This is a genomic window from Ureibacillus acetophenoni (assembly GCF_900220965.1).
Classification (GTDB): domain Bacteria; phylum Bacillota; class Bacilli; order Bacillales_A; family Planococcaceae; genus Ureibacillus; species Ureibacillus acetophenoni.
This window is the reverse complement of record NZ_OBQC01000008.1, coordinates 65,046-85,172: the sequence shown is the minus strand read 5'-3', so window position 1 is coordinate 85,172 and position 20,127 is coordinate 65,046. Positions and strand designations below refer to the sequence as shown.

Here is a 20,127-nt window from a genome sequence, read left to right as displayed (position 1 = left end):
TCTATTTATTTTCAGATTTACTATAGGTATGGACAATAAAAAAGAAGAGAGAACCTTTGCAGTCACTCTCTTCCTTTTGCTATATAAATTAATTTAATTTTGCTAGAATTTCACGGATAAATGCAGGTTCATCAAATGGCGTACGTGATGTAATAATATTTTCACTAACAACCACTTCTTCGTCACGATATTCTGCGCCAGCTAGCTTTACATCATCTCGGATTCCAATGTAGCAAGTTGCAGACTTACCTTTTAATATATCAGCACTAATCATAACTTGTGGTCCGTGACAAATACCAGCAATTAACTTACCCTCTTCATTTACTTCTTTCACAAAACGAACAACGTCGTCATTTACACGTAATGCTTCTGGAGCGCCTCCGCCAGGTATTATAACAGCATCAAAATCTTCTGACTTAGCTTCAGATGCCCCAAGGTCAGCATTGTAGGATACTGTTCCTTTTTTACCATCGCATTTAGCACCTTTTTCTAATCCAATGATGACTGCCTCGTGTCCTGCTTCCTTCACAGCGTCATATGGATTTTTCATTTCAGAGTCCTCAAATCCGCCTGCTAATAGAAATGCTACCTTTGCCATATCAAAAACCTCCAGTTAATACATATTTTACAAGTATAGTATAAGACAACACTATTAAATTGGCAAAATATTGCGTCTTTGAAAGAATCAACAAATTATTATCTATTATTCACTAATATATATTTAATTGCTAAATTAATTTACAAATATTCACTATAACTTTAGTATTTAAAATATAGTTTTAAAATATTCTGACTCTTGGAGGCTCTATCCATGCTTACAATTCAATCGATTCAAGAAGCACAAGCACGTATCAATCCTTATATTTATAAAACCCCTCTTCTCCATTTAAGTAATCTAGATGAAGACTTTGGTTGCCAGGTTCATGCTAAACTAGAGTCTTTTCAAAAAACAAATTCATTCAAAGTCCGTGGTGCTCTTAATGCTTTATTATCACTACCAGAAGACGAAATGAAAAAAGGAATTATTACTGCTTCATCAGGAAATCATGGGAAAGCAATTGCCTATGCAGCAAAACAACTTGGTACGAAGGCTTACGTTGTCGTTCCAGAAAACACTCCGAAAATTAAAGTCGAAGGAATTCAATCTTATGGGGCAGAGATCATTTTTAGCGCTCCCTCAGAAAGATTCCAAGTAGCCAATAAACTGAGCGAGGATAACAATTGGCGTTTTATTTCACCATTTGATGATTATGACATTATGGCAGGACAAGGTACTGCAGGTTTAGAAATACTTGAACAACTACCAGATGTGGATACAATTATTGTTCCAATTGGTGGGGGCGGATTAATTAGTGGTTTATCAACATTTGTGAAAGAAACGAATCCCCATGTAAAGATCATCGGCGTAGAACCTACTAATGTTGCTCGCTATAGTAATAGTTTTACAGTAGGTCATCCCGTTCCATTACCAAAAGAATCGAAGTCAGTAGCAGATGGTTTACAAACATTAGAACCTGGGAAACTCAATTATCCTGTGGTTGAGAAATATGTGGACGAAATCGTCACTGTCGATGAAGAAAATATTCTTAAAGCAACGAAGCTAATGTTAACAAAGGGAAAATTAGTAGCAGAAATTTCTTCATGTATTACTTTGGGGGCTTTCTTACAAGGAGCTGTTAAATTTAATCCGAATGAAAAAGTCGTATTGTTTATTTCAGGTGGCAATATTGATATGGATCAATTTAGTAAATTTGAGGAGTTGAGCATATGAGAGCAGTTGCAGGTTCCCCACGAGGACACTATAGTCCAGCTATGATTAGTGGAAATACAGTTTATATTTCAGGTCAAACATCCGCAGATCCTAAAACAGGAATGCCAGTACCAGGTGGGATTGAAGCTTAAACAAAAATGGCTTTAGAAAAGTTAGAAAAAGTTTTGAAAGATGCTGGTTGTACAAAAGACCAAGTGGTCATGTGTAGAGTATATATTACCTCAGCTGATGATTGGGATGCTGTAAATCAAGTGTACGCTCAATTTTTTGGCGACCATAAACCCGCGCGTGCCATAATCCCAATACTTCCATTAAATAATGGATGTAAAATTGAACTAGAAGCCGTTGCAGAGTTAGTTTAAATTTTTCACTTCGGAATTAGCTTATTGCAAATTTTTCTATGTGAAATGACCTTTAAACGAATTTTAGATACGACATAACTAGAATTATGTGCAATTGCACATAATTCCGGTTATGTCGTATGCCATTCTTGGCAGATTCAACTATTGAACATTTGCATTTTGGACCTTAGATAGAATACTGATTTTTCACAATCATACTACGTTCAAGTTATCTATCCCACTCTTTAACCACTTCGCAGTTAAAGTGTCTACATTTAACATTTCCTCTGGCGTACCTTCAAATAGTAGATGTCCACCCTGTTTTCCTCCACCGGGCCCCATTTCAATAATCCAATCGCTCGCTGCAATGAAGTCTAGATTGTGTTCAATAATAATGACCGAATTTCCTTTGTCCACGAGACTTTGAAATACATCTAATAGTTTTCCATTATCATTTGTATGCAGCCCTAAAGAAGGCTCATCTAGAAGATAGATCTGTCCTTCATTTTGCAGATGACTTGCTAATTTAAGACGTTGAAGTTCCCCTCCACTTAGTGAACTTGTTGTCTGTCCTAATGTTAAATACCCTAGCCCTACTTCTTTTAACATATTTATTCGTTTAATAATCTTAGGCACATTAAAATAATCCATTGCTTCATCGATTGTTAAATTTAATATTTCAACTATATTTTTATTTTGATAGTGATACTTAAGAGCTTCTTCTGAATACCTTGATCCATTACAAGCTTCACACGGAACTGTTACAGGATCAGCAAATGCAACTTCAGGCGTTATGACCCCTTTACCTTTACAAATAGAACATGCACCTAAAGAATTAAAGCTAAATAACCCAATTGGTTGACCTGTTTCTTTTGATAATATGGCACGAATATCATCCATAATTCCCATATATGTAGCAAGTGTTGAACGACTAGAGATCCCTATACTCCCGTGTTCAACTACAATAGTTTCAGGATACTTTTCTGTAAATACTTCTAACATTAACGTACTTTTTCCTGATCCAGATACTCCACATATAGAAACTAAAACATTCTTAGGGATATCCAAGCTTATATTTTTTAAATTGTTGTACGTTGCATTTTCAATTTTAAAATGACTTTCTATACCTCTAGGATTTTTGTTTATCTTTAACTTTTGGTCAAGAGCGATACCGGTAGGAGAGTGTTTTAATCCTTCTAATCTTCCTTGATAGACAACTTCTCCTCCATTAACACCTGCGCCAGGACCCATCTCGATAATTTCATCCGCCTCTTTTATAACTGTTAGATCATGTTCAATAACGATGACAGTATTATGTTGCTCTTTAATACTTTTCATCATTTGTATTAATTGACCGACTTCTTCTGGGTGGAGGCCTGCACTTGGTTCGTCAAAAATGTAAGTCATATTATTAAGGCTACTTCCTAAATGACGGGCGATTTTTACCCTTTGCGCCTCTCCTCCTGATAATGTCTCCATTTTTCTTGAAAGACTTAGGTAACCTAATCCTAATTGGACAAGTTGTATAATATGCAAATTCGCCTGTTGTGCAATAGATTTTCCAATAGGGTTTTGTATAGTCTTTAGTTCCATTAGTAGATCTGTTAGCTCTAGTTGATTGTACTCTGCAATATTAAGCCCATTAATTTTACATTCTAATACTTTAGGATTTAGTCCTGAGCCTTGGCAGGTTGGACATAAAGTTTGGGACGTTACTGCTAAAACGTCATCTTGAGATACTTCTTTTAACTTTGAAATATCTCTATTGATATATAAGCGTGTAAACCGCGGTAATAACCCGTCCCATTCATGTGGCTGGGGTCCATTTTTTGTATGAAATGGTGCATAAACTTTTTCACCATTTGAAGGACCATATATTAATAGTTGAAATTCTTCTTCTGAGTAGTCCTTGATTGGTTTATCGGGATCAAATAATCCACCAGTGATCATCCATCTACCTTGCCATCCAGAAGGTGACAATGGCTTGAACTTCACTGCATAATCTCGAAGTGACTTATCGAAATCTATCATTTTATTTAAAACTGGTGCAATCACTTGTCCAAATCCACTACATTCTGGACATCTGCCAAAAGAACTTTGACTTGTGAAATCGTTTGCTGAGCCAATTGATGGGTTTCCTATTCTTGAAAATAAAAGTCTAATAAGCGGGTTAATATCCATATAAGAACCTACAGTTGAGCGCGAATTCCCAGTAATAGTCCGTTGTTCTACTACTACAACCGGGCTTAAGTTTTGCATTAAATCTGCGTGAGGTCTTTCGTACCTAGGCATTTGATTTCTAACATAGAGAGGGTAGTTTAAAGTCATTTGTCTTCTACTTTCAGTTGCTAACGTATCAAAAACAACCGAACTTTTCCCTGAACCCGATAGACCGGTAAATACAATAATTTTTTCTTTCGGGATATTTAAGTCAATATTTTTCAAATTATTTTCTTTAAGCCCTCTTAAGATGATTTCATCCTTCTTTTCCGACATGTTACCACCTCTACTGACTTTACTATACTTCTTTTAGTTTAATATAAGTTTAGCCAACTTGGACTCATTTAGACTTTTTCACATTTTTTTACAAAATATTCCCCTTTTTTTGTAACGAACAATTAACTCTTTACGTCTACTTTTATAGTAAATTAATTCTCATTAGGGAGAAAACGAATGCGAAAAATACTTACCTTTTTATTAATAGTACCTATTTTCTTTATATTAATAATAGGTTTAATTATATTTGACTATATTTACTTTCCACTTATTAGCTATAAAGCTGAAGATGTAGCAGAGAAGTTTCTTGAAGAAAAGTATAATGAAGACTTCAATATTGGAGAATCCAGCTTTTCAAAACCACTCGGTGACTATTTTGGGACATATCAAATTCATGCTCATCCTGTCAGCAATCCTACTTTAACTGCTCGAATCTCAGTTACAGAAGACATGGATCCACTGTGGGATGATTACTTAGATACAAAGTGGCGTGCTGAACTTAACGAACAGTTTGGTTTAGTTTACAAAGAATTGTATGGAAGTGTTGAAAACTACTCCTATATGGTCAATGTTTCATTTCCTGATGATGCAGATACTAAATATACTGCCGCTAACACTTATGAAGACATTTTCAAAAACGACCATAATAGTATCGGTAACATTGTATTTTTAAATATCATTTTAAATTCAGCTAATGATATGGATGATCAGCTAGATAAGGCTTTTCAATTAGTACAATATTTGAAAGAACAAGATTTGGAGTATTTTAGTGTTGACATCAATTTCTATAACGAAAAGCTCGGTCAAACAATCTCGGAACAAGATAATGAGCTTAGCTATCATGAATTTACAAATAAACATCTTATAGCTAGGGAATATATCTTGGATTTTTCCTATGATTCTAGATATGTGGAATCTAAAAGTGAGCTAGAACAAATAAAAGCAGCAACGGATTTAAAGGAATATTTGCGTTAAAGATAAAATCAAATACACCCCGTTTTTCGCATAATTTATTTATACGATAAACGGGGTGTTAGTTTATTTAAGCTAAATTTAAATGAATAATATTATTACTCTTCAATAATAAAATTATCAATTAATGCACGTACTTCATCGGTTGATTTTGTACTCATCAATTGGTTTCTTAACTCTCCTGCTCCTCTAAAGCCTTTAACGTAAATTTTGAAAAAGCGGTGAAGCGCTGTGATGGAACGTGGTATTTCCTCAGAATAACGGTCATGCAAGTCTAATTGCAATCTTAGAAGATCGAGGTATTCCTTTGGGCTATGTTCTTTCGGTTCTTTTTCAAACGCAAAAGGATTTTTAAATACACCGCGCCCGATCATGACCCCATCAACACCATATTGTTCAACAAGCTCTAAGCCTTTTTGACGATCAGGTATATCGCCATTAATTGTCAATAGTGTATCCGGTGCTATACGATCGCGTAGTTTCTTAATTTCAGGAATGAGCTCCCAATGGGCATCTACTTGGCTCATTTCTTTTCTAGTACGTAAATGAATTGAAAGGTTCGCAATATCCTGTTTTAATATATGCGTTAACCACTCTTCCCACTCATTTACATCCGTATATCCAAGTCTTGTTTTTACACTAACAGGTAACCCGCCTTCTTTTGCTGCTTGGATTAGTTCTGCTGCAACTTCTGGACGAAGGATTAGGCCACTACCTTTCCCTCTTGATGCCACATTCGGTACAGGGCACCCCATATTAATATCAATTCCTTTGAATCCCATTTCCGCCATACCAATACTCATTTGACGGAAGTATTCAGGCTTATCTCCCCAAATATGTGCTACCATTGGTTGTTCATCTTCTGTAAAAAGTAATCGTCCACGTACACTTTTGTTACCCTCTGGATGACAATAACTATCCGAGTTTGTAAACTCTGTGAAAAACACATCAGGTCTTCCCGCTTTACTTATAACATGACGAAAAACAACATCTGTCACATCTTCCATAGGTGCAAGTACAAAAAATGGTCGCGGTAATTCACGCCAAAAATTATCTATCATATCAAACTCAATTCCTCTCATATGTATATCATTTCAAACTTTATGTTTAACTTCTTTTTACACTTATATCATGCTTAATAACTTATTATCAAACAGTTGGTTATTTATTATCTATGAAAACCAGTGTATCTGCTTTACGATTCATTTAAGACACACGAAAAAGAACGAATTCCACGATTGGTATTCGTTCTCTATATATTATAGTATTCCTTCAACTGTTTGTAAGCATCTAAAATATGACTATTGATGAATAAATACCCCAATAACCCCAAGAAAATCAATTGAGTAAGAGATACTTTCTATGAACGCATCAATGCGCCATTAGGCTCTGGTAACTCTTGAGCTAATATTTTATTCATCTTACAAAAATGTTTAAAGAATCCTTTTGCAAGCTCTTGTTCTTTTGGATCAGTTTTTAAAGAAACAATATCACGTAAAATTTGAGCCATCCATGCATTACTAAAATAACGGTATTTACCTGTATTCCATGTCATCTTATCCGGGGATTTTTCATTAACGTAATATTTATAGAAAGGCAACTGTTCTGATTCCTGCTCTGTTAATTGGAGTTTGTACTCGGAATGTGCCGGGATATATCCATCTTCACAAAGCTTTCCTACAAACTTTTCATTTACCATATAGACACCTAAGATTTTTCTGTCTTGTTCAGGCTGATTAGGATCTACTGTCGTTAACAGAACAGCACTATTTTGGTGCAAACGACTTGGTTTATTTGGCTTTCCTTTATTATTTCCGCTCTTAATTACACCTGAGAAGACTCTCCACTCCTCAAATGCACTAATTTGTTCCTCTGTATCACACCAAAAAACCATTTGTGATTCTGGGTGATGTTTATGGTTTTTCATGAGCTTTTCATGTTCCAAACGAAGCTCATGTTGTTTTCGTAGTATTTCTCTTTCTTTTTCTTTTCGTAACTCTTCTTCTTTTCGTTCCATTTCCTTTTTTTCTAACATTTGTTCAAGTGAGGTAGCAACACTTTGATCATGTAGTTTTAAGTGTTTTTCGAATACATCAGGAAAAACAAACTTTTTACTCTCCGATGCAAAATGTATTTCAATGCTCGTTTCATTATGTTTAACGATATTACCCGTGCCAAAACGTTTGTGTGTAACTTTTTTATTGATTAGGTTCAGATTCATTATTCTAGTCCTCCTTAAAATTCGGGTTACTATTAGATAACAAATTGTTAATGTTATTCAATTAATTTATAGCCCACACAACTGTTTTTTTTCCGGTGGAAAAATAGGAAATTAAAAAAACGCATCCATAATTCTAACTGCAAAAATTTACCGCGGGAATTAAGAATACGATTAAAAAACAATTGTAAGAATATTATAGCACTTTTTTGAAAATAAAACAAATTTCTTGTTGACAACTTATTTTGATTTGGGTTAAAATAAAAACTTTGCATTTATTATTCTTCAAAGGTTATTATCAATTTGGTGGAATTGCGATTGAACGTTCTAAATATGTGAGCCATTTTTTGAGCAACCTGTGGGCTTAATTGAGCAACTTTTCTTATTTATTGAGCATCTTCATTAGATTGCCCAAAATACTGTAGAAATACCGGGAAATGTCCAAAAAATTAAAAAAGCAGATCCCCTTACAGAGAACCTGCCTCCACTCTTGAAAGAATTATTGCTTTTGACCATCTATATACTCCACATTTATTTCACCTTCATTAAAGTATATTTCAAACGATGCATTTTCACCGTACACCTCAATTAATCTTTTTTCTATTCTTTTAAGAGCGTCGTATACATTTTGTCGTTCTTGTTCTGTTAATTTATCGAGTCTATAATACCACGCTGTTATTTCAATATAGAAGTCTTGTATATCGTAAGATAAAAAATCTTTAGCTGTAACACGCTAAAATCACTCGATTACGCTCATTAAATTTATCATTATGTGAAGAAACCATTGCATAACTTGTCGCATCTGGCTCAATGAATTTCTTCGCGCTATTTACAGCTAAAACAGCATCATTAAATGTCCCGACTAATAAGTAAACTTTGTCCTCATAAGCTACGATATCCCCTACTGCATAAATTCCAGGTATCGATGTTTTACATTGTCCTTCACTGTTAAATTGCTTATATTCATTTCGTACTGGGGCAATGGATTCACAGAAATCGAGAGATACTTCTCGGTTATAACCGTGACATACTAATACATCGTCCATCGCCATTTCGTACTCCACATCATTTTCTTTTAATCGTACACGTGCAATAGCTGTTTTATCTTCATTTGAGATGAGTTTTGTCAATTCTGTATTCAATTTAAATTCGACACCATGCTCAACTAACTTTTTAATTTGTGATTCATGTGCTTTTAACTCGTCGCTACGGTAAATGATTGTTAACTTTTTCGCAATCGGTAATAGTTCAACAGCCCAATCAATAGCTGCATTTCCCCCACCTGAAATTAAAATCTCTTTGTCTTTAAAGCGCTCAATTCCGTTAATCGTGTAATGAAGGTTTTGCATTTCAAACTTTTCTGCACCTTCAAGATCCAATTTAATAGGCTCAACAATTCCTCCACCAATTGCGATAATTACAGTTTTCGAATAGTGATTCTCCCCTGTATTTGTCGTAATTATAAAATACTCTTCCTCTTTATCTATACGATCAACTTTTTGACTTAAACAAATGGTCGGCTCAAATGTCATAGCTTGTGCGATTAAATTATTCAAAAAATTACTTGCATGAATTGGTGGTTGACCGCCTACATCCCAAAGTACTTTTTCTAAAAAGATATTCACTTTCCCACCTAAATAAGGATGATATTCAATAATTTTCGTTTTCATATCACGCATTCCACTATAAAAAGCACTGTATAACCCAGCAGGTCCACCACCTATAATCGTCACATCATATATTTCCATTTAAAGCACCCCATTATTGTTTTAATCAGATTAGTTGAGAACATTTCTCAATCAGATTATCGAATCATTAAATAAAAGTCAATTTCTAAATGAAAATCATTCTCAAAAAAATTATTGACATGATGTGAATTTCAAGTATTATAAATTCATACGAATGATAATGAGAATCTTTATCATTTAGAATAAAATAGAAAACTAACCAATAAAGTGAGGCTATTCATAATGAGAAAATCATTATTATTTTTAATTACATCAATTATTGTGTTGATTCTTGCTGCTTGTGGCAACGATAATTCAACAAACGAAGAATCAACAACAGAAATAGAAAGTGATGGTCAATATCCAATCGTTATTAAACATGCATTTGGCGAAACTACAATCGACGAAAAACCTGAACGGGTTGCAACTATTGCTTGGGCAAACCACGATGTAGCATTAGCACTTGGAGTAGTACCAGTAGGTTTCTCTGCTGCAAACTATGGAATACAAGATGATTCTGGTTTATTACCTTGGACTGCTGATAAATTAAAAGAGTTAGGTGAAGAAAACCCAAACGTTTATCAAGATACTGACGGTTTAGATTTCGAAGCTATTGCTGATAGTAATCCAGATGTTATTCTTGCTGCTTATTCAGGTATTACTCAAGAAGAATACGATACATTAAGTCAAATTGCTCCAGTTGTTCCATACGAAGAAACTCCTTGGGTTACACCTTGGCGTGACCAAGTATTATTAAACGCTAAAGGAATGGGTATGGAAGAAGAAGGTAAGAAATTAGTTGCTGATACAGAAAAGTTAATTGCTGATAAAGCAAATGAGTATTCCGATATTAAAGGTAAAAAAGCTGCATTTGGTATGTTTAATACTGCTGATTTATCAAGCTTCTATGTTTATACACCAACTGATCCACGTGGCGAATTCTTAACGGATTTAGGTATGGAGTACCCTGAGGGTATTAAAGAGTTAATTACTGATGACAGTTTCTATATTCAAGTGAGTGCTGAAAATGCTGATGCACTAAACGATACTGAACTATTTATTACTTATGGAAACAAAGATACATTAGCTGCTTTACAAGCAGATCCTATTTTAGGGAAAGTTCCCGCGATTGCTGCCGGTAACATCGTTGTGATCGAAGACAACACACCATTAGCAGCGGCAGGTAATCCAAATCCACTTTCAATTCAATATACAATTGATGAATACTTAACTTTAATCTCAGACGTAGCGAAGAATATTAAGTAATCATGGAACAGTTGAACATTGCAGCGAAGAAGCAATCTTTACTTCCAAAAAACTTTGGGAAGTTAACAATTATTCTTTTAGTTCTATTAATAATTTCAATTATTGCTTCTATCGCTTTTGGCTCTCGTTCAATTGGGTGGTCTACAATTCTGGATGGATTATTCCATCCAGAATTGAACGACCATGAATCTAGTGTCGTTCGTCAGCGAGTTGTACGAACGATTTTTAGTTTTATGTGTGGTGCAGCATTAGGTGTATCTGGGGCACTTATGCAATCGGTCACGCGAAACCCAATTGCTGATCCAAGTATTTTAGGGGTCAATACCGGAGCTTCCCTTTTTGTTGTAAGTGGTATTGCCTTTTTCAATATTAGTTCTCCAAGTGAATATGTATGGTTAGCTATAGCAGGCGCGATTCTTACTGCTATTTTTGTTTTTACAATTGGCTCTCTTGGTGGAAGTGGAGCTACACCACTAAAACTCGTCTTAGCTGGAGCTGCAACAAGTGCGATTTTATCGTCTCTCGTAACTGCGATTATGATTCCCCGTCAAAATGTAATGGATCAATTCCGTTTTTGGCAGGTTGGAAGTGTTGGAGCTGGTACGTGGGATAGTATTCAATTATTTCTCCCTTTTTTAGTTGTAGGTGTGATTATTGCTATTGTTACTGCACCCGCGCTAAATGCAATGGCATTAGGTGATGAAGTAGCGACTGGATTAGGCGTTAAAACAGGGACAATTCGTTTACTCTCTGCTTTTGCAGGAGTTCTACTTTGTGGTGCTGCAACTGCCTTTGCAGGACCAATCGCGTTTATAGGTCTATTAGCTACTCATTTAATTCGATTAATCATTGGACCAAATTTACGCTATATCATCCCACTTTCCGCTTTGTCGGGTGGAATCATTTTAACAATATCTGATGTAGTAGGACGATTAATCGCTCGTCCAGGAGAGGTAGAGGTTGGGATATTAACAGCCTTTATTGGCGCACCGATTTTAATATATATTACGATGAAAGCGAAAATGCGTAGCCTATGATGAACAACAATACTTTAAAAACGATTATTCAATCAAGAACAAAACGTAAACATCGATATATTACGACCATGGTCATATTAAACGTCATTACTTTTGCATTATGTTGCGCCATGTTAATGCTTGGTAATACGATTTATCCAGTAAAAGATGTTCTTGCTGTTTTATTGGGTGAGGAAGTTAAAGGGGCAAGCTTTACGGTCGGAACATTACGTTTTCCTCGAATGTTAGCTTGTCTACTTGCTGGATTTGCATTTGGTGTTGGAGGATACGTATTCCAAACAATGTTAAGAAACCCATTAGCGAATCCTAATGTAATTGGTATTACTGCCGGATCAAGTGCTGCAGCTGTATTTTGTATTGTTGTCCTTCAAGCTAGTAATACTGTGATATCGATTGCTGCAGTTGTAGGTGGACTATTAACAGTTACCATTATCTATGGTTTCTCTAGAACTACTTCATTTTCAATTGGTCGATTAATATTAATCGGAATTGGGATCCAGGCAATGTTAAATGCCTTTATTTCGTATTTAATGTTAATCGCGAAAACACATGATTTACCGACTGCACTACGCTGGTTGAGTGGAAGCTTAAACGGGACAAAGATTGAAACGATTTTGCCGCTATTGATTCTTTTAGTTATTTGTACACCGATACTCATGTACTTTGCACGCCATTTAGAAATGTTAGAGCTAGGTGAACAAGCCGCTACATCTTTAGGTGTTTCAACAAATCGAGTTCGTATCATTTTATTGGTAAGTGCTGTGTTGATAATTGCTCTCGCAACGGCAACTACAGGACCCATTGCCTTTATTTCATTTTTAGCAGGACCAATTGCAAGACGTATTGTCGGGGTTGGATTTTCTGCACTCATACCTTCAGGATTAATCGGTGCTATTTTGGTACTCGGAGCTGATTTAATCGGGCAATTTGCATTTGAAACACGTTTTCCTGTAGGGGTTATTACAGGAATAATCGGAGCACCGTATTTAATTTACTTACTGATTAAAATGAATCGAGAGGGGAATATATAATGTCTCATACACTACAAACAAAAAACTTACATTCTGGCTATGATCAAAATGTCATTTTACAGGATGTAAACCTATCGATTCCTGAAAATAAAATTAGTATTATAATCGGTTCAAATGGTTGCGGTAAATCCACTTTGTTAAAAACAATGGCTCGATTACTAAAACCAACAAGTGGTGATGTATTTTTAGATAAAAAATCGATTTACCAGATTCAATCTAAAAAGCTTGCTCAAACAGTTGGGCTTTTGCCACAGTCACCTATCGTCCCAGAAGGTATAACTGTTGCAGATTTAGTTGGTCGTGGTCGCTTCCCTCACCAATCCATGTTTTCTAGTTGGTCGAAGAAGGATTACGAAGCTGTTGCAACTGCTCTTGATATGATGAATATTGCCGAATTTAGCGATCGCCATATAGATGAACTATCAGGTGGACAACGCCAACGTGTTTGGATTGCGATGGCACTAGCTCAGCAAACAGATATTTTATTTTTAGATGAGCCTACAACCTATTTAGATATTACTTATCAAGTAGAAATTTTAGATTTATTGAAAGACTTAAATTTAAAATACGGAACGACAATTGTAATGGTGCTTCATGATATAAACCTTTCCGCACGCTACGCAGATCACTTATTTGCAGTAAAGGATGGGAAACTGATCGCTGAGGGCTCCCCAAATGAGATTGTTACGAGCGAGCTTATAAAAGAAACATTTAATTTAGATTGCCAAGTAATAAATGATCCTATTTCGAATACACCGCTTGTTCTACCAATTAGTCGATATCATAAATAAAAAAATACAAGCTTAAATGAAAAAAGTGAAATCGGGGTTGTGATTTCACTTTTTTCGTTATTTTATATGTTTAGGATGGTAATTAAGAGGAATTTTTTCCGTTATTGGTGGAATGAAGCTCGTTTTGGAAGCGAATATTTATACTGTGTGGTATTTCGGTCTACCTTTGGTCACAGAATTTCACTCACCGAATGAATAAGAGGAAAATTTCCCCTTAATTAGTAAAAAGTCCGAAAAACCGCTTAAATAGAGGGAGGAATTACCCTTATTTGCTAAAAAAGGGCTTAAATGAGGTGACTTTCTTAAAATAAGAGGAAAATCTACTCTTATTTCCCCTAAAAAAGTCCTGTTTCTATAGATAACGGGAAATTCTCCCGTTATTTTACTACTACATATTTCTCAAATTCGGTACCCTCCCAGTTTCAAAAATAAGAATAGCACTACTTATCCACATGAATTCCTATTCTTCTTTTAAAACATCGAAATCAATTTCGAATTCAGCATGATCCCCTGCTACATGGGCAACAGGCATACTAATACCAAGTGCATTTTCAGTTACATAGACAAAAATACCATTATTCTTGTCTTTACTACTATTCAGTTCCGTAATTAATTCTTCAAAGCTACTATATTGACCAAATACCATTTCTTTAATTTGTTGCTCATTATCTTCCCCTAAATCCCCAACATACTTAGCATTTTTTAATTTAATTATAAAATTCTTATCAATGTTACTCACAAAATCAGGTAGAAATAATTCATTTCCAGTCGTTAGGTCTATATTTGTTGTGAAAAACAAATTATATGGATGAGCAGATGGGCTAATATTGTTATAACTACTATAAGCAATACTTAAAATTTGATTATTTTTGAATTTAATATCAAATTTCCCTTCAGCTTCATATTTTTGGTCTGGATTTAGAATTTTAAGTGTTTCTAAAAATGGTTTCAGTGCTTCTTTTTTAATTAATTCATTTATTTCTCGTTGCTTTTCTTCATCTTTGAAATTCACAATTTGAGGATATTCGACTATGACATTCTCTTCAGAAAAACTTTCCGAAATGATCTCATACTCCTGCTCTTCTGTCAGTTTAGATACGGCTTCATATTCTTCCTCTTCTACATTTGTTTCTATCGTCGATGTACTTTTCTCACCACTACACGCTGTTAGCATTAAAACTAGCATTATAAAAAATACTTTATAAAACCATTTTTTATCCACTTTAATCCTCCTAGTCAGTTAACAACTCCGTTACTCTGTTGTCTATTTTACAGTATGCTAACACAGTATTTCCTACTGAATACTAATTATGAAAAAGGAATTCGACCTTATTAATGATATTTATTGTTGATATGATAATTTGTCATAATTCTATAAATACCATAGAAAAAAGAACGAATTCCTACCATCGGAAATTCGTTCTTCTTTCATTGTAAGAAAGGAGCTATCTCAAAGACGAGACAGCTCCTTATTATAAAGACATATACCTTATTTCGCTTTTGGAGGAGTTCCTTCAGCGTTTGATACAACTACATCGATTTGGATTAATGCATCTTTAGGTAATGCAGATACACCAACTATTCTACGTGCAGGGATTCCACCTGGGAAGAATGTTGTATATACTTCATTTACAGCATCAATATCCTCGATATTTTTAAGGAAAATATTAACTTTAACTACATCGTCCATAACGTGGTTGATACTTTCTACAATCGCTTTAATATTTTGTAAGCTCTGTGCAGCTTGCTCTTTTATACCACCAGCTACTATTTCCCCAGTTTTTGGATCTAGTGGTAATTGTGCTGAAAGGTGATTGTAATGAGAAAACGCTACTGTTTGTGTAGATAGAGAGTTTAATGGTGCGTTTTCAGTGTTGTTTGCCCAAATAACGATTCCATGTCTATCTTCAATCTCTTGTGGAGGTGTACCGTCTCCGTGTGACACCACTGCTTCAATTTGTACTAAAGCATCCATAGGTAGAGCAGAAGCTTCAACTGTAGTCATTGCAGGAACATATGCTACAGCTCTAGCGATTGCTGAGTCAGGGAAAAACGTAGAATAAACTTCGTTTACCGCTTCAGCATCTGAAAGATTTTTAAGGAAAACAGTAGTTTTTACAATATCATCAAAAGGAACGTCGATACTTTCTAAAATTGCCTTAATATTTTTTAAGCTCTGTGCAGCTTGCTCTTTTACACCGCCAACTACTAATCTGCCTGTTTTTGGATCGATAGGCAATTGAGCTGAAAGATAATTGTAATGAGAGAAAGCTACAGTTTGTGTAGATAGAACACTAGTTGGTGCATTTGTTGTGTTATTTGTAAGCTTGATTAGGTCGCCTGCTTGTGGTGCATTTGGAATGGTACCTTCACCGTGTGAAAGAAGTGCTTCAATTTGAACTAATGCATCCATTGGTAAAGCTGCAACTGCAACTGTTGTTCGTGCAGGAACATAAGTAGGGAAGAATGTTTTATATACTTCGTCTACAGCGTCAACATCTTTAATATCTTTAACGAATACCGTGATTCTAACAATATCACTCATAACATGATCAATGCTGTCTACAATTGCCTTAATATTTTTAAAGCACTGTTCAGCTTGTTCTTTTATACCACCAGCAACCAATTTACCAGTTTCAGGTTCGATAGGTAATTGGGCTGAAAGATTGTTGTAATGAGAGAAAGCTACAGATTGTGAATATAGACCGTTACCGTTTGGAGCATTTTCTGTATTTTTTGCTGATACTGCGTTATAACCGCTCATGATGTATTCCCCTTTAGGATATATTTTTTAAGAATTTTTTTAACTGTTGTTTCGCACCGAAAAATCGGACTAAATTATGGAGCCGTAATTAAATAGTCAAAAAAAAACTGATTCACTATGTGAACCGTGTAAAAACTGGTTAGACTTTAAAGTCCTATAAGAAATCGAAAATCATTGCTCCGTAAATAAAAATGATTAAGCTCCTTATACCATCTGTAACTTAATTATAACGTTCATGATTTTAAAGTCATTTACCAATTAGGATAACTATTTACTAAATCTTTATCGTATTTATAGATATATTTATTAACTTATTATCAGATTTTAAAAAAATGGATCAAACAACAGGTGCATCATTTAGTATGTTTTTCCCCTTTCAACACTATGTTATCCGCGCGACCAAAAGGAAATTTCTTTTGGACTTTACTCGAAATTTTATAAGTTAAGGGTTAATCTTCTAACTTTGACAATTAGGGCAAAAGAACGTTTTCCTTGATGAGATTTCTTCTTTAATAATTGGAGTATTACAACGGGAACATGCTTCTCCTTCTTTGTCATAAACATAAAATCGGTATCCACCTGTTTTGGCATCACCCTTATATAGCGGGTTGTCCATATAACCGCCCTCTTGGATTCCTTTTTTAAGGATGAATTGCAACGAATGATAGAGGCGAGTTAGTTGTTGTTCACCTAATTCATTGATTTTTTTATCTGGACGAATTTCTGCATGCCAAAGCATCTCATCAGAATAAGCGTTTCCTATTCCCGCGAGCACTTCTTGATTGATAAGTGTTGTTTTAATTGCCCCTCTTCTATTTTCCATTAGCTCGTGAAAGGTATTTAAAGTAAAATTAGGATCAAGCACTTCTGGTCCCAGTTTTTCAAACTCTTCCTTTACCTCTTCTGGAGATAATAGATGTAGGTAGCCTAATCGCAGTCCAATGAAATATAAATGTTGTTCCCCAAAGGATAGCTTTACTTGAATCGTCCTGTCTGGTTTATCTTCCTCTTTGCCAAAGAACATCCATCCACCAAGCATCAAGTGTAATAGTAAACATGAGTCATCCTGTAATTGAAAAATTAAATACTTTGCTCTTCTAGTAATCCTTTTTATTGTTTGATTTGAAACTTGCGAAGTAAACTGGGTAACTGGTACATTAATAGACTTTTCACGACCAATTTCAATATTTGAAATAGTTTGCCCACCTATCATTGATCCTAGCATTGTTTTATATGTTTCCATCTCTGGTAATTCAGGCATCATTCTGTCCCCCATTTCATGATCATTATGAATAGTATTTCCTTCTAGAAGGTTATTATTTATCGGTGGCATTTGTTTAAATGAGCCGCAAACACAAGTGTTTGGAACAAAAAAGAACGAATTCTCTTCAAGAATTCGTTCCACTATACTTTACAAAATAAACATCGGATTTTTTTCAACGGGCACCCATAGGTCACTTTGTTCGAGTTGCCCGGCTAATGAGTAAAGCAAATCCTCCCTACCTCTAGCAGCCATAAACTGCACACCTACCGGGAAACCATCTACGGTTAAATGCAACGGCACCGTCATTGCGGGCTGACCAGTTAAATTGGCCAGTTGGGTAAACGGAGTTCTCTTCAAATTGTTTTCCGCCACCTGCTCAACAATCCCCGTTCTTTTCAACAGGCCACCCAGTGACATCTTACCAGCAACTTGCATCGCCATCCGCTCTGATTTCTTTGGCTCTAGTTCACCTATTATCGCCGGAAGAAACGCGGTAGTAGGAGTCATATAGAGATCATAAGTTTCATGAAAAGTTTCCATTGCATAGGCTGCTTGATCCCATTCACGAATACTAAGAACTACTTCCTCGGCTGATGTTGCCTTTCCGACTAAACCTAAAATCCAAGTAGTCTGCTCCACATCTTGCATACTTGCTTTACGTCCTAGTAACTCCTCTAATGAAGTAATCGCTGCTGCCACTTCACCAAAATACATCGTCAAATAGCTCTTGGCAATTTTTCTCCCATCCACAGGTGCAGCAATCTCGTCAACATAGTGTCCCATTGATTCAAGAAGCTTTGCTGTATTGTACACTGCCTCCTGGCATTCCTGGTGTACCTCTGATCCTAGTGGCGAGCGGACTGAAAAAGCAATCCGAAGCTTTCTTTTTAACGGAACGTTCACCATTTCAAGATATGAACCTTCAAACGGTGGTGCATGGAAAGCTGCAGTTTTTTCAAAAAGCCTGATATCATCCAACATTGCCGCGCTGTCGCGAACTGATCTCGATAAGATATGATCAACTGATGCTCCCTGCCAGTTCCTCCCATTCGGTCCAACAGGAGTTCTACCTCTAGAAGGTTTCATTCCAAAAAGCCCGCAGTAAGCACCAGGAATCCGAATTGAACCGCCCCCGTCATTCGCACCAGCAATCGGTACCATGCCACTGGCAACCGCTGCGGCAGAGCCTCCGCTTGATCCTCCTGGAGTATGGTCTAGATTCCATGGGTTGCGGGTTGGTCCATAAACGTGAGGCTCCGTAATCCCCATTAACGCAAACTCTGGAACATTCGTTTGACCAACAAAAATTGCTCCAGTCTTACGCACCAGCTTTACATATTCAGAATCTGCTTTTGCACGGTAATTTTGAAACGCCTTTGACCCTTGTGTTATTTTCTCTCCAGCAATTTCTTGTGCGATATCCTTTAAGAGCATCGGCACACCAGCAAAGGTTCCCGTCAAATTCACCTTTTCAACCTGTTTTTCCGCTTTTTCATAAAATTTATTAATCACTGCATTCAACGATGGATTATGCTGTTCGATTGTTTTGATTGCTTCTTGGAGAACTTCCTTTGGCTGCAATTCTTTGTTTTTTATTAACTCTGCTAAACCAAGACCATCATATTTTTTATAGATAAACCCCTCCATGAAATCACTCCCCCTAAAATCACATATGCTCCTTTTTCTTTAATTAATAAAGATTCAATAAAAAAGAACGAACTCCTTTATTGAGAATCCGCCCTTTAACTAGACATCAGTGGTAAATACAAGATGCTAGTTGATAAAATGAAGATGGTTAGTATATAGATTCAAAGGGTTGCGAAACACTCTTTCTAATTATATATTCGCTTCATAATGTTCTTCATTCAGTTTTACTACTTCAAGTCCTTCTATTTTCTCTTTTAATTTCATTGCTAGACTTTCAATTCCAAAGACTTCTGTGAAAGTATGACTTCCAATGATAAGATTGATTCCTTTAAACTTCGCATATTGAATCGTATATAAATTACATTCACCTGTAATGTACACATTACAATCATTTTCAACTACTTCCTTAAGGCAAGCCGTTGTTCCACCGTTTCCACAGACTAAGCCCACCCGCTTTAGCTTCTTATCATTAAACTGCCAAGACTTAACCGGTTCTTCAAGTAGATTCTCAATATTTCTTACGAACTCACTAAATTCTATTTCTCGTTTATATTCTGCTACTCTACCAAAATATAACCCTTCCCACTCATGGGTTCTTTTAACGATTTCTAAATTCAATTTTTTTAATAAACTATCATTTGTTCCAAAGTTACAATCATCGAGTGGCAAGTGATTATAATAGTGACTTATACCATACTCTGCTAGTTTTTCTATGCACGCTTCTCTCAAACCGTATATTTCATCCCATGCATCATGGTGAGTCACCATCATATCCACTCCATGGATTCTTGCTTCTTCTACT

At 35.7% G+C, this 20,127-nt stretch carries 16 protein-coding genes and 1 pseudogene; 7 read left to right on the top strand and 10 right to left on the bottom strand.

What is annotated here, in order from left to right; translation table 11 throughout:
* Window positions 1–88: 88 nt before the first annotated feature.
* Window positions 89–598 (bottom strand): type 1 glutamine amidotransferase domain-containing protein, encoded by a 510-nt coding sequence (locus CRO45_RS11740; RefSeq protein WP_097149837.1) that lies wholly within the window; start codon window positions 596–598, stop codon window positions 89–91.
* Window positions 599–811: 213 nt separating this feature from the next.
* Here CRO45_RS11740 and CRO45_RS11735 point away from each other — a divergent pair, with 213 nt between their 5' ends.
* Entirely contained in the window at window positions 812–1,771 is a 960-nt protein-coding gene (locus CRO45_RS11735; RefSeq protein WP_097149836.1) for a threonine ammonia-lyase, read from the top strand.
* Window positions 1,768–2,133 (top strand): annotated as a pseudogene (locus CRO45_RS20205) (RidA family protein). Before CRO45_RS11735 ends, CRO45_RS20205 begins: the two are co-directional and overlap by 4 nt.
* A gap of 192 nt (window positions 2,134–2,325) precedes the next feature.
* Here CRO45_RS20205 and CRO45_RS11725 read toward each other — a convergent pair.
* A complete protein-coding gene (locus tag CRO45_RS11725) occupies window positions 2,326–4,608 on the bottom strand; it encodes an ATP-binding cassette domain-containing protein (RefSeq protein WP_097149835.1) in 2,283 nt (760 codons plus the stop codon).
* A 177-nt stretch (window positions 4,609–4,785) separates the two neighbouring features.
* On the opposite strand from CRO45_RS11725, the gene CRO45_RS11720 reads away from it, so the two are divergent.
* On the top strand, window positions 4,786–5,583 hold the full coding sequence (locus tag CRO45_RS11720; RefSeq protein WP_097149834.1) for a murein transglycosylase: 798 nt from the start codon (window positions 4,786–4,788) through the stop codon (window positions 5,581–5,583).
* 95 nt (window positions 5,584–5,678) lie between these two features.
* On the opposite strand, the gene CRO45_RS11715 is transcribed toward CRO45_RS11720, so the two are convergent.
* The 3 genes from CRO45_RS11715 to CRO45_RS11705 form a co-directional block, all read right to left on the bottom strand.
* Window positions 5,679–6,641 carry a tRNA dihydrouridine synthase gene (locus tag CRO45_RS11715; RefSeq protein WP_097149833.1) on the bottom strand — a complete coding sequence of 321 codons (963 nt, stop codon included), beginning with the start codon at window positions 6,639–6,641 and terminating at the stop codon, window positions 5,679–5,681.
* Between the two features lie 299 nt (window positions 6,642–6,940).
* Window positions 6,941–7,795, bottom strand: coding sequence for a malate synthase (locus tag CRO45_RS11710; protein ID WP_097149920.1), 855 nt, complete (start codon window positions 7,793–7,795; stop codon window positions 6,941–6,943).
* 722 nt (window positions 7,796–8,517) lie between these two features.
* Entirely contained in the window at window positions 8,518–9,546 is a 1,029-nt protein-coding gene (locus tag CRO45_RS11705) for an NAD(P)/FAD-dependent oxidoreductase (RefSeq protein WP_097149832.1), read from the bottom strand.
* A gap of 222 nt (window positions 9,547–9,768) precedes the next feature.
* Here CRO45_RS11705 and CRO45_RS11700 point away from each other — a divergent pair, with 222 nt between their 5' ends.
* The 4 genes from CRO45_RS11700 to CRO45_RS11685 are packed head-to-tail and all read left to right on the top strand — an operon-like array spanning window position 9,769 to window position 13,650.
* On the top strand, window positions 9,769–10,791 hold the full coding sequence (locus CRO45_RS11700) for an iron-siderophore ABC transporter substrate-binding protein (RefSeq protein ID WP_097149831.1): 1,023 nt from the start codon (window positions 9,769–9,771) through the stop codon (window positions 10,789–10,791).
* 2 nt (window positions 10,792–10,793) lie between these two features.
* On the top strand, window positions 10,794–11,828 hold the full coding sequence (locus CRO45_RS11695; protein WP_097149830.1) for a FecCD family ABC transporter permease: 1,035 nt from the start codon (window positions 10,794–10,796) through the stop codon (window positions 11,826–11,828).
* Complete coding sequence (locus CRO45_RS11690) at window positions 11,828–12,859, top strand: FecCD family ABC transporter permease (protein WP_097149919.1); 1,032 nt, start codon at window positions 11,828–11,830, stop codon at window positions 12,857–12,859. Before CRO45_RS11695 ends, CRO45_RS11690 begins: the two co-directional genes overlap by 1 nt.
* Window positions 12,859–13,650, top strand: coding sequence for an ABC transporter ATP-binding protein (locus CRO45_RS11685; protein WP_097149829.1), 792 nt, complete (start codon window positions 12,859–12,861; stop codon window positions 13,648–13,650). The genes CRO45_RS11690 and CRO45_RS11685 overlap by 1 nt, the downstream gene beginning before the upstream one ends.
* A gap of 460 nt (window positions 13,651–14,110) precedes the next feature.
* Here the strand turns inward: CRO45_RS11685 and CRO45_RS11680 are convergent, their stop codons facing one another.
* The 5 genes from CRO45_RS11680 to CRO45_RS11660 form a co-directional block, all read right to left on the bottom strand.
* Window positions 14,111–14,872, bottom strand: coding sequence for a PdaC/SigV domain-containing protein (locus CRO45_RS11680; RefSeq protein ID WP_097149828.1), 762 nt, complete (start codon window positions 14,870–14,872; stop codon window positions 14,111–14,113).
* Between the two features lie 267 nt (window positions 14,873–15,139).
* A complete protein-coding gene (locus CRO45_RS11675; protein ID WP_097149827.1) occupies window positions 15,140–16,414 on the bottom strand; it encodes a RidA family protein in 1,275 nt (424 codons plus the stop codon).
* Window positions 16,415–16,871: 457 nt separating this feature from the next.
* A complete protein-coding gene (gene mutM, locus CRO45_RS11670; RefSeq protein ID WP_097149826.1) occupies window positions 16,872–17,675 on the bottom strand; it encodes a bifunctional DNA-formamidopyrimidine glycosylase/DNA-(apurinic or apyrimidinic site) lyase in 804 nt (267 codons plus the stop codon).
* Between the two features lie 150 nt (window positions 17,676–17,825).
* The gene (locus CRO45_RS11665) at window positions 17,826–19,325 is read right to left on the bottom strand and encodes an amidase family protein (RefSeq protein ID WP_097149825.1); all 1,500 of its coding nucleotides are present in this window, start codon (window positions 19,323–19,325) and stop codon (window positions 17,826–17,828) included.
* A gap of 189 nt (window positions 19,326–19,514) precedes the next feature.
* On the bottom strand, window positions 19,515–20,111 hold the full coding sequence (locus CRO45_RS11660) for a Nif3-like dinuclear metal center hexameric protein (protein ID WP_235864584.1): 597 nt from the start codon (window positions 20,109–20,111) through the stop codon (window positions 19,515–19,517).
* Between the last annotated feature and the right edge of the window lie 16 nt (window positions 20,112–20,127).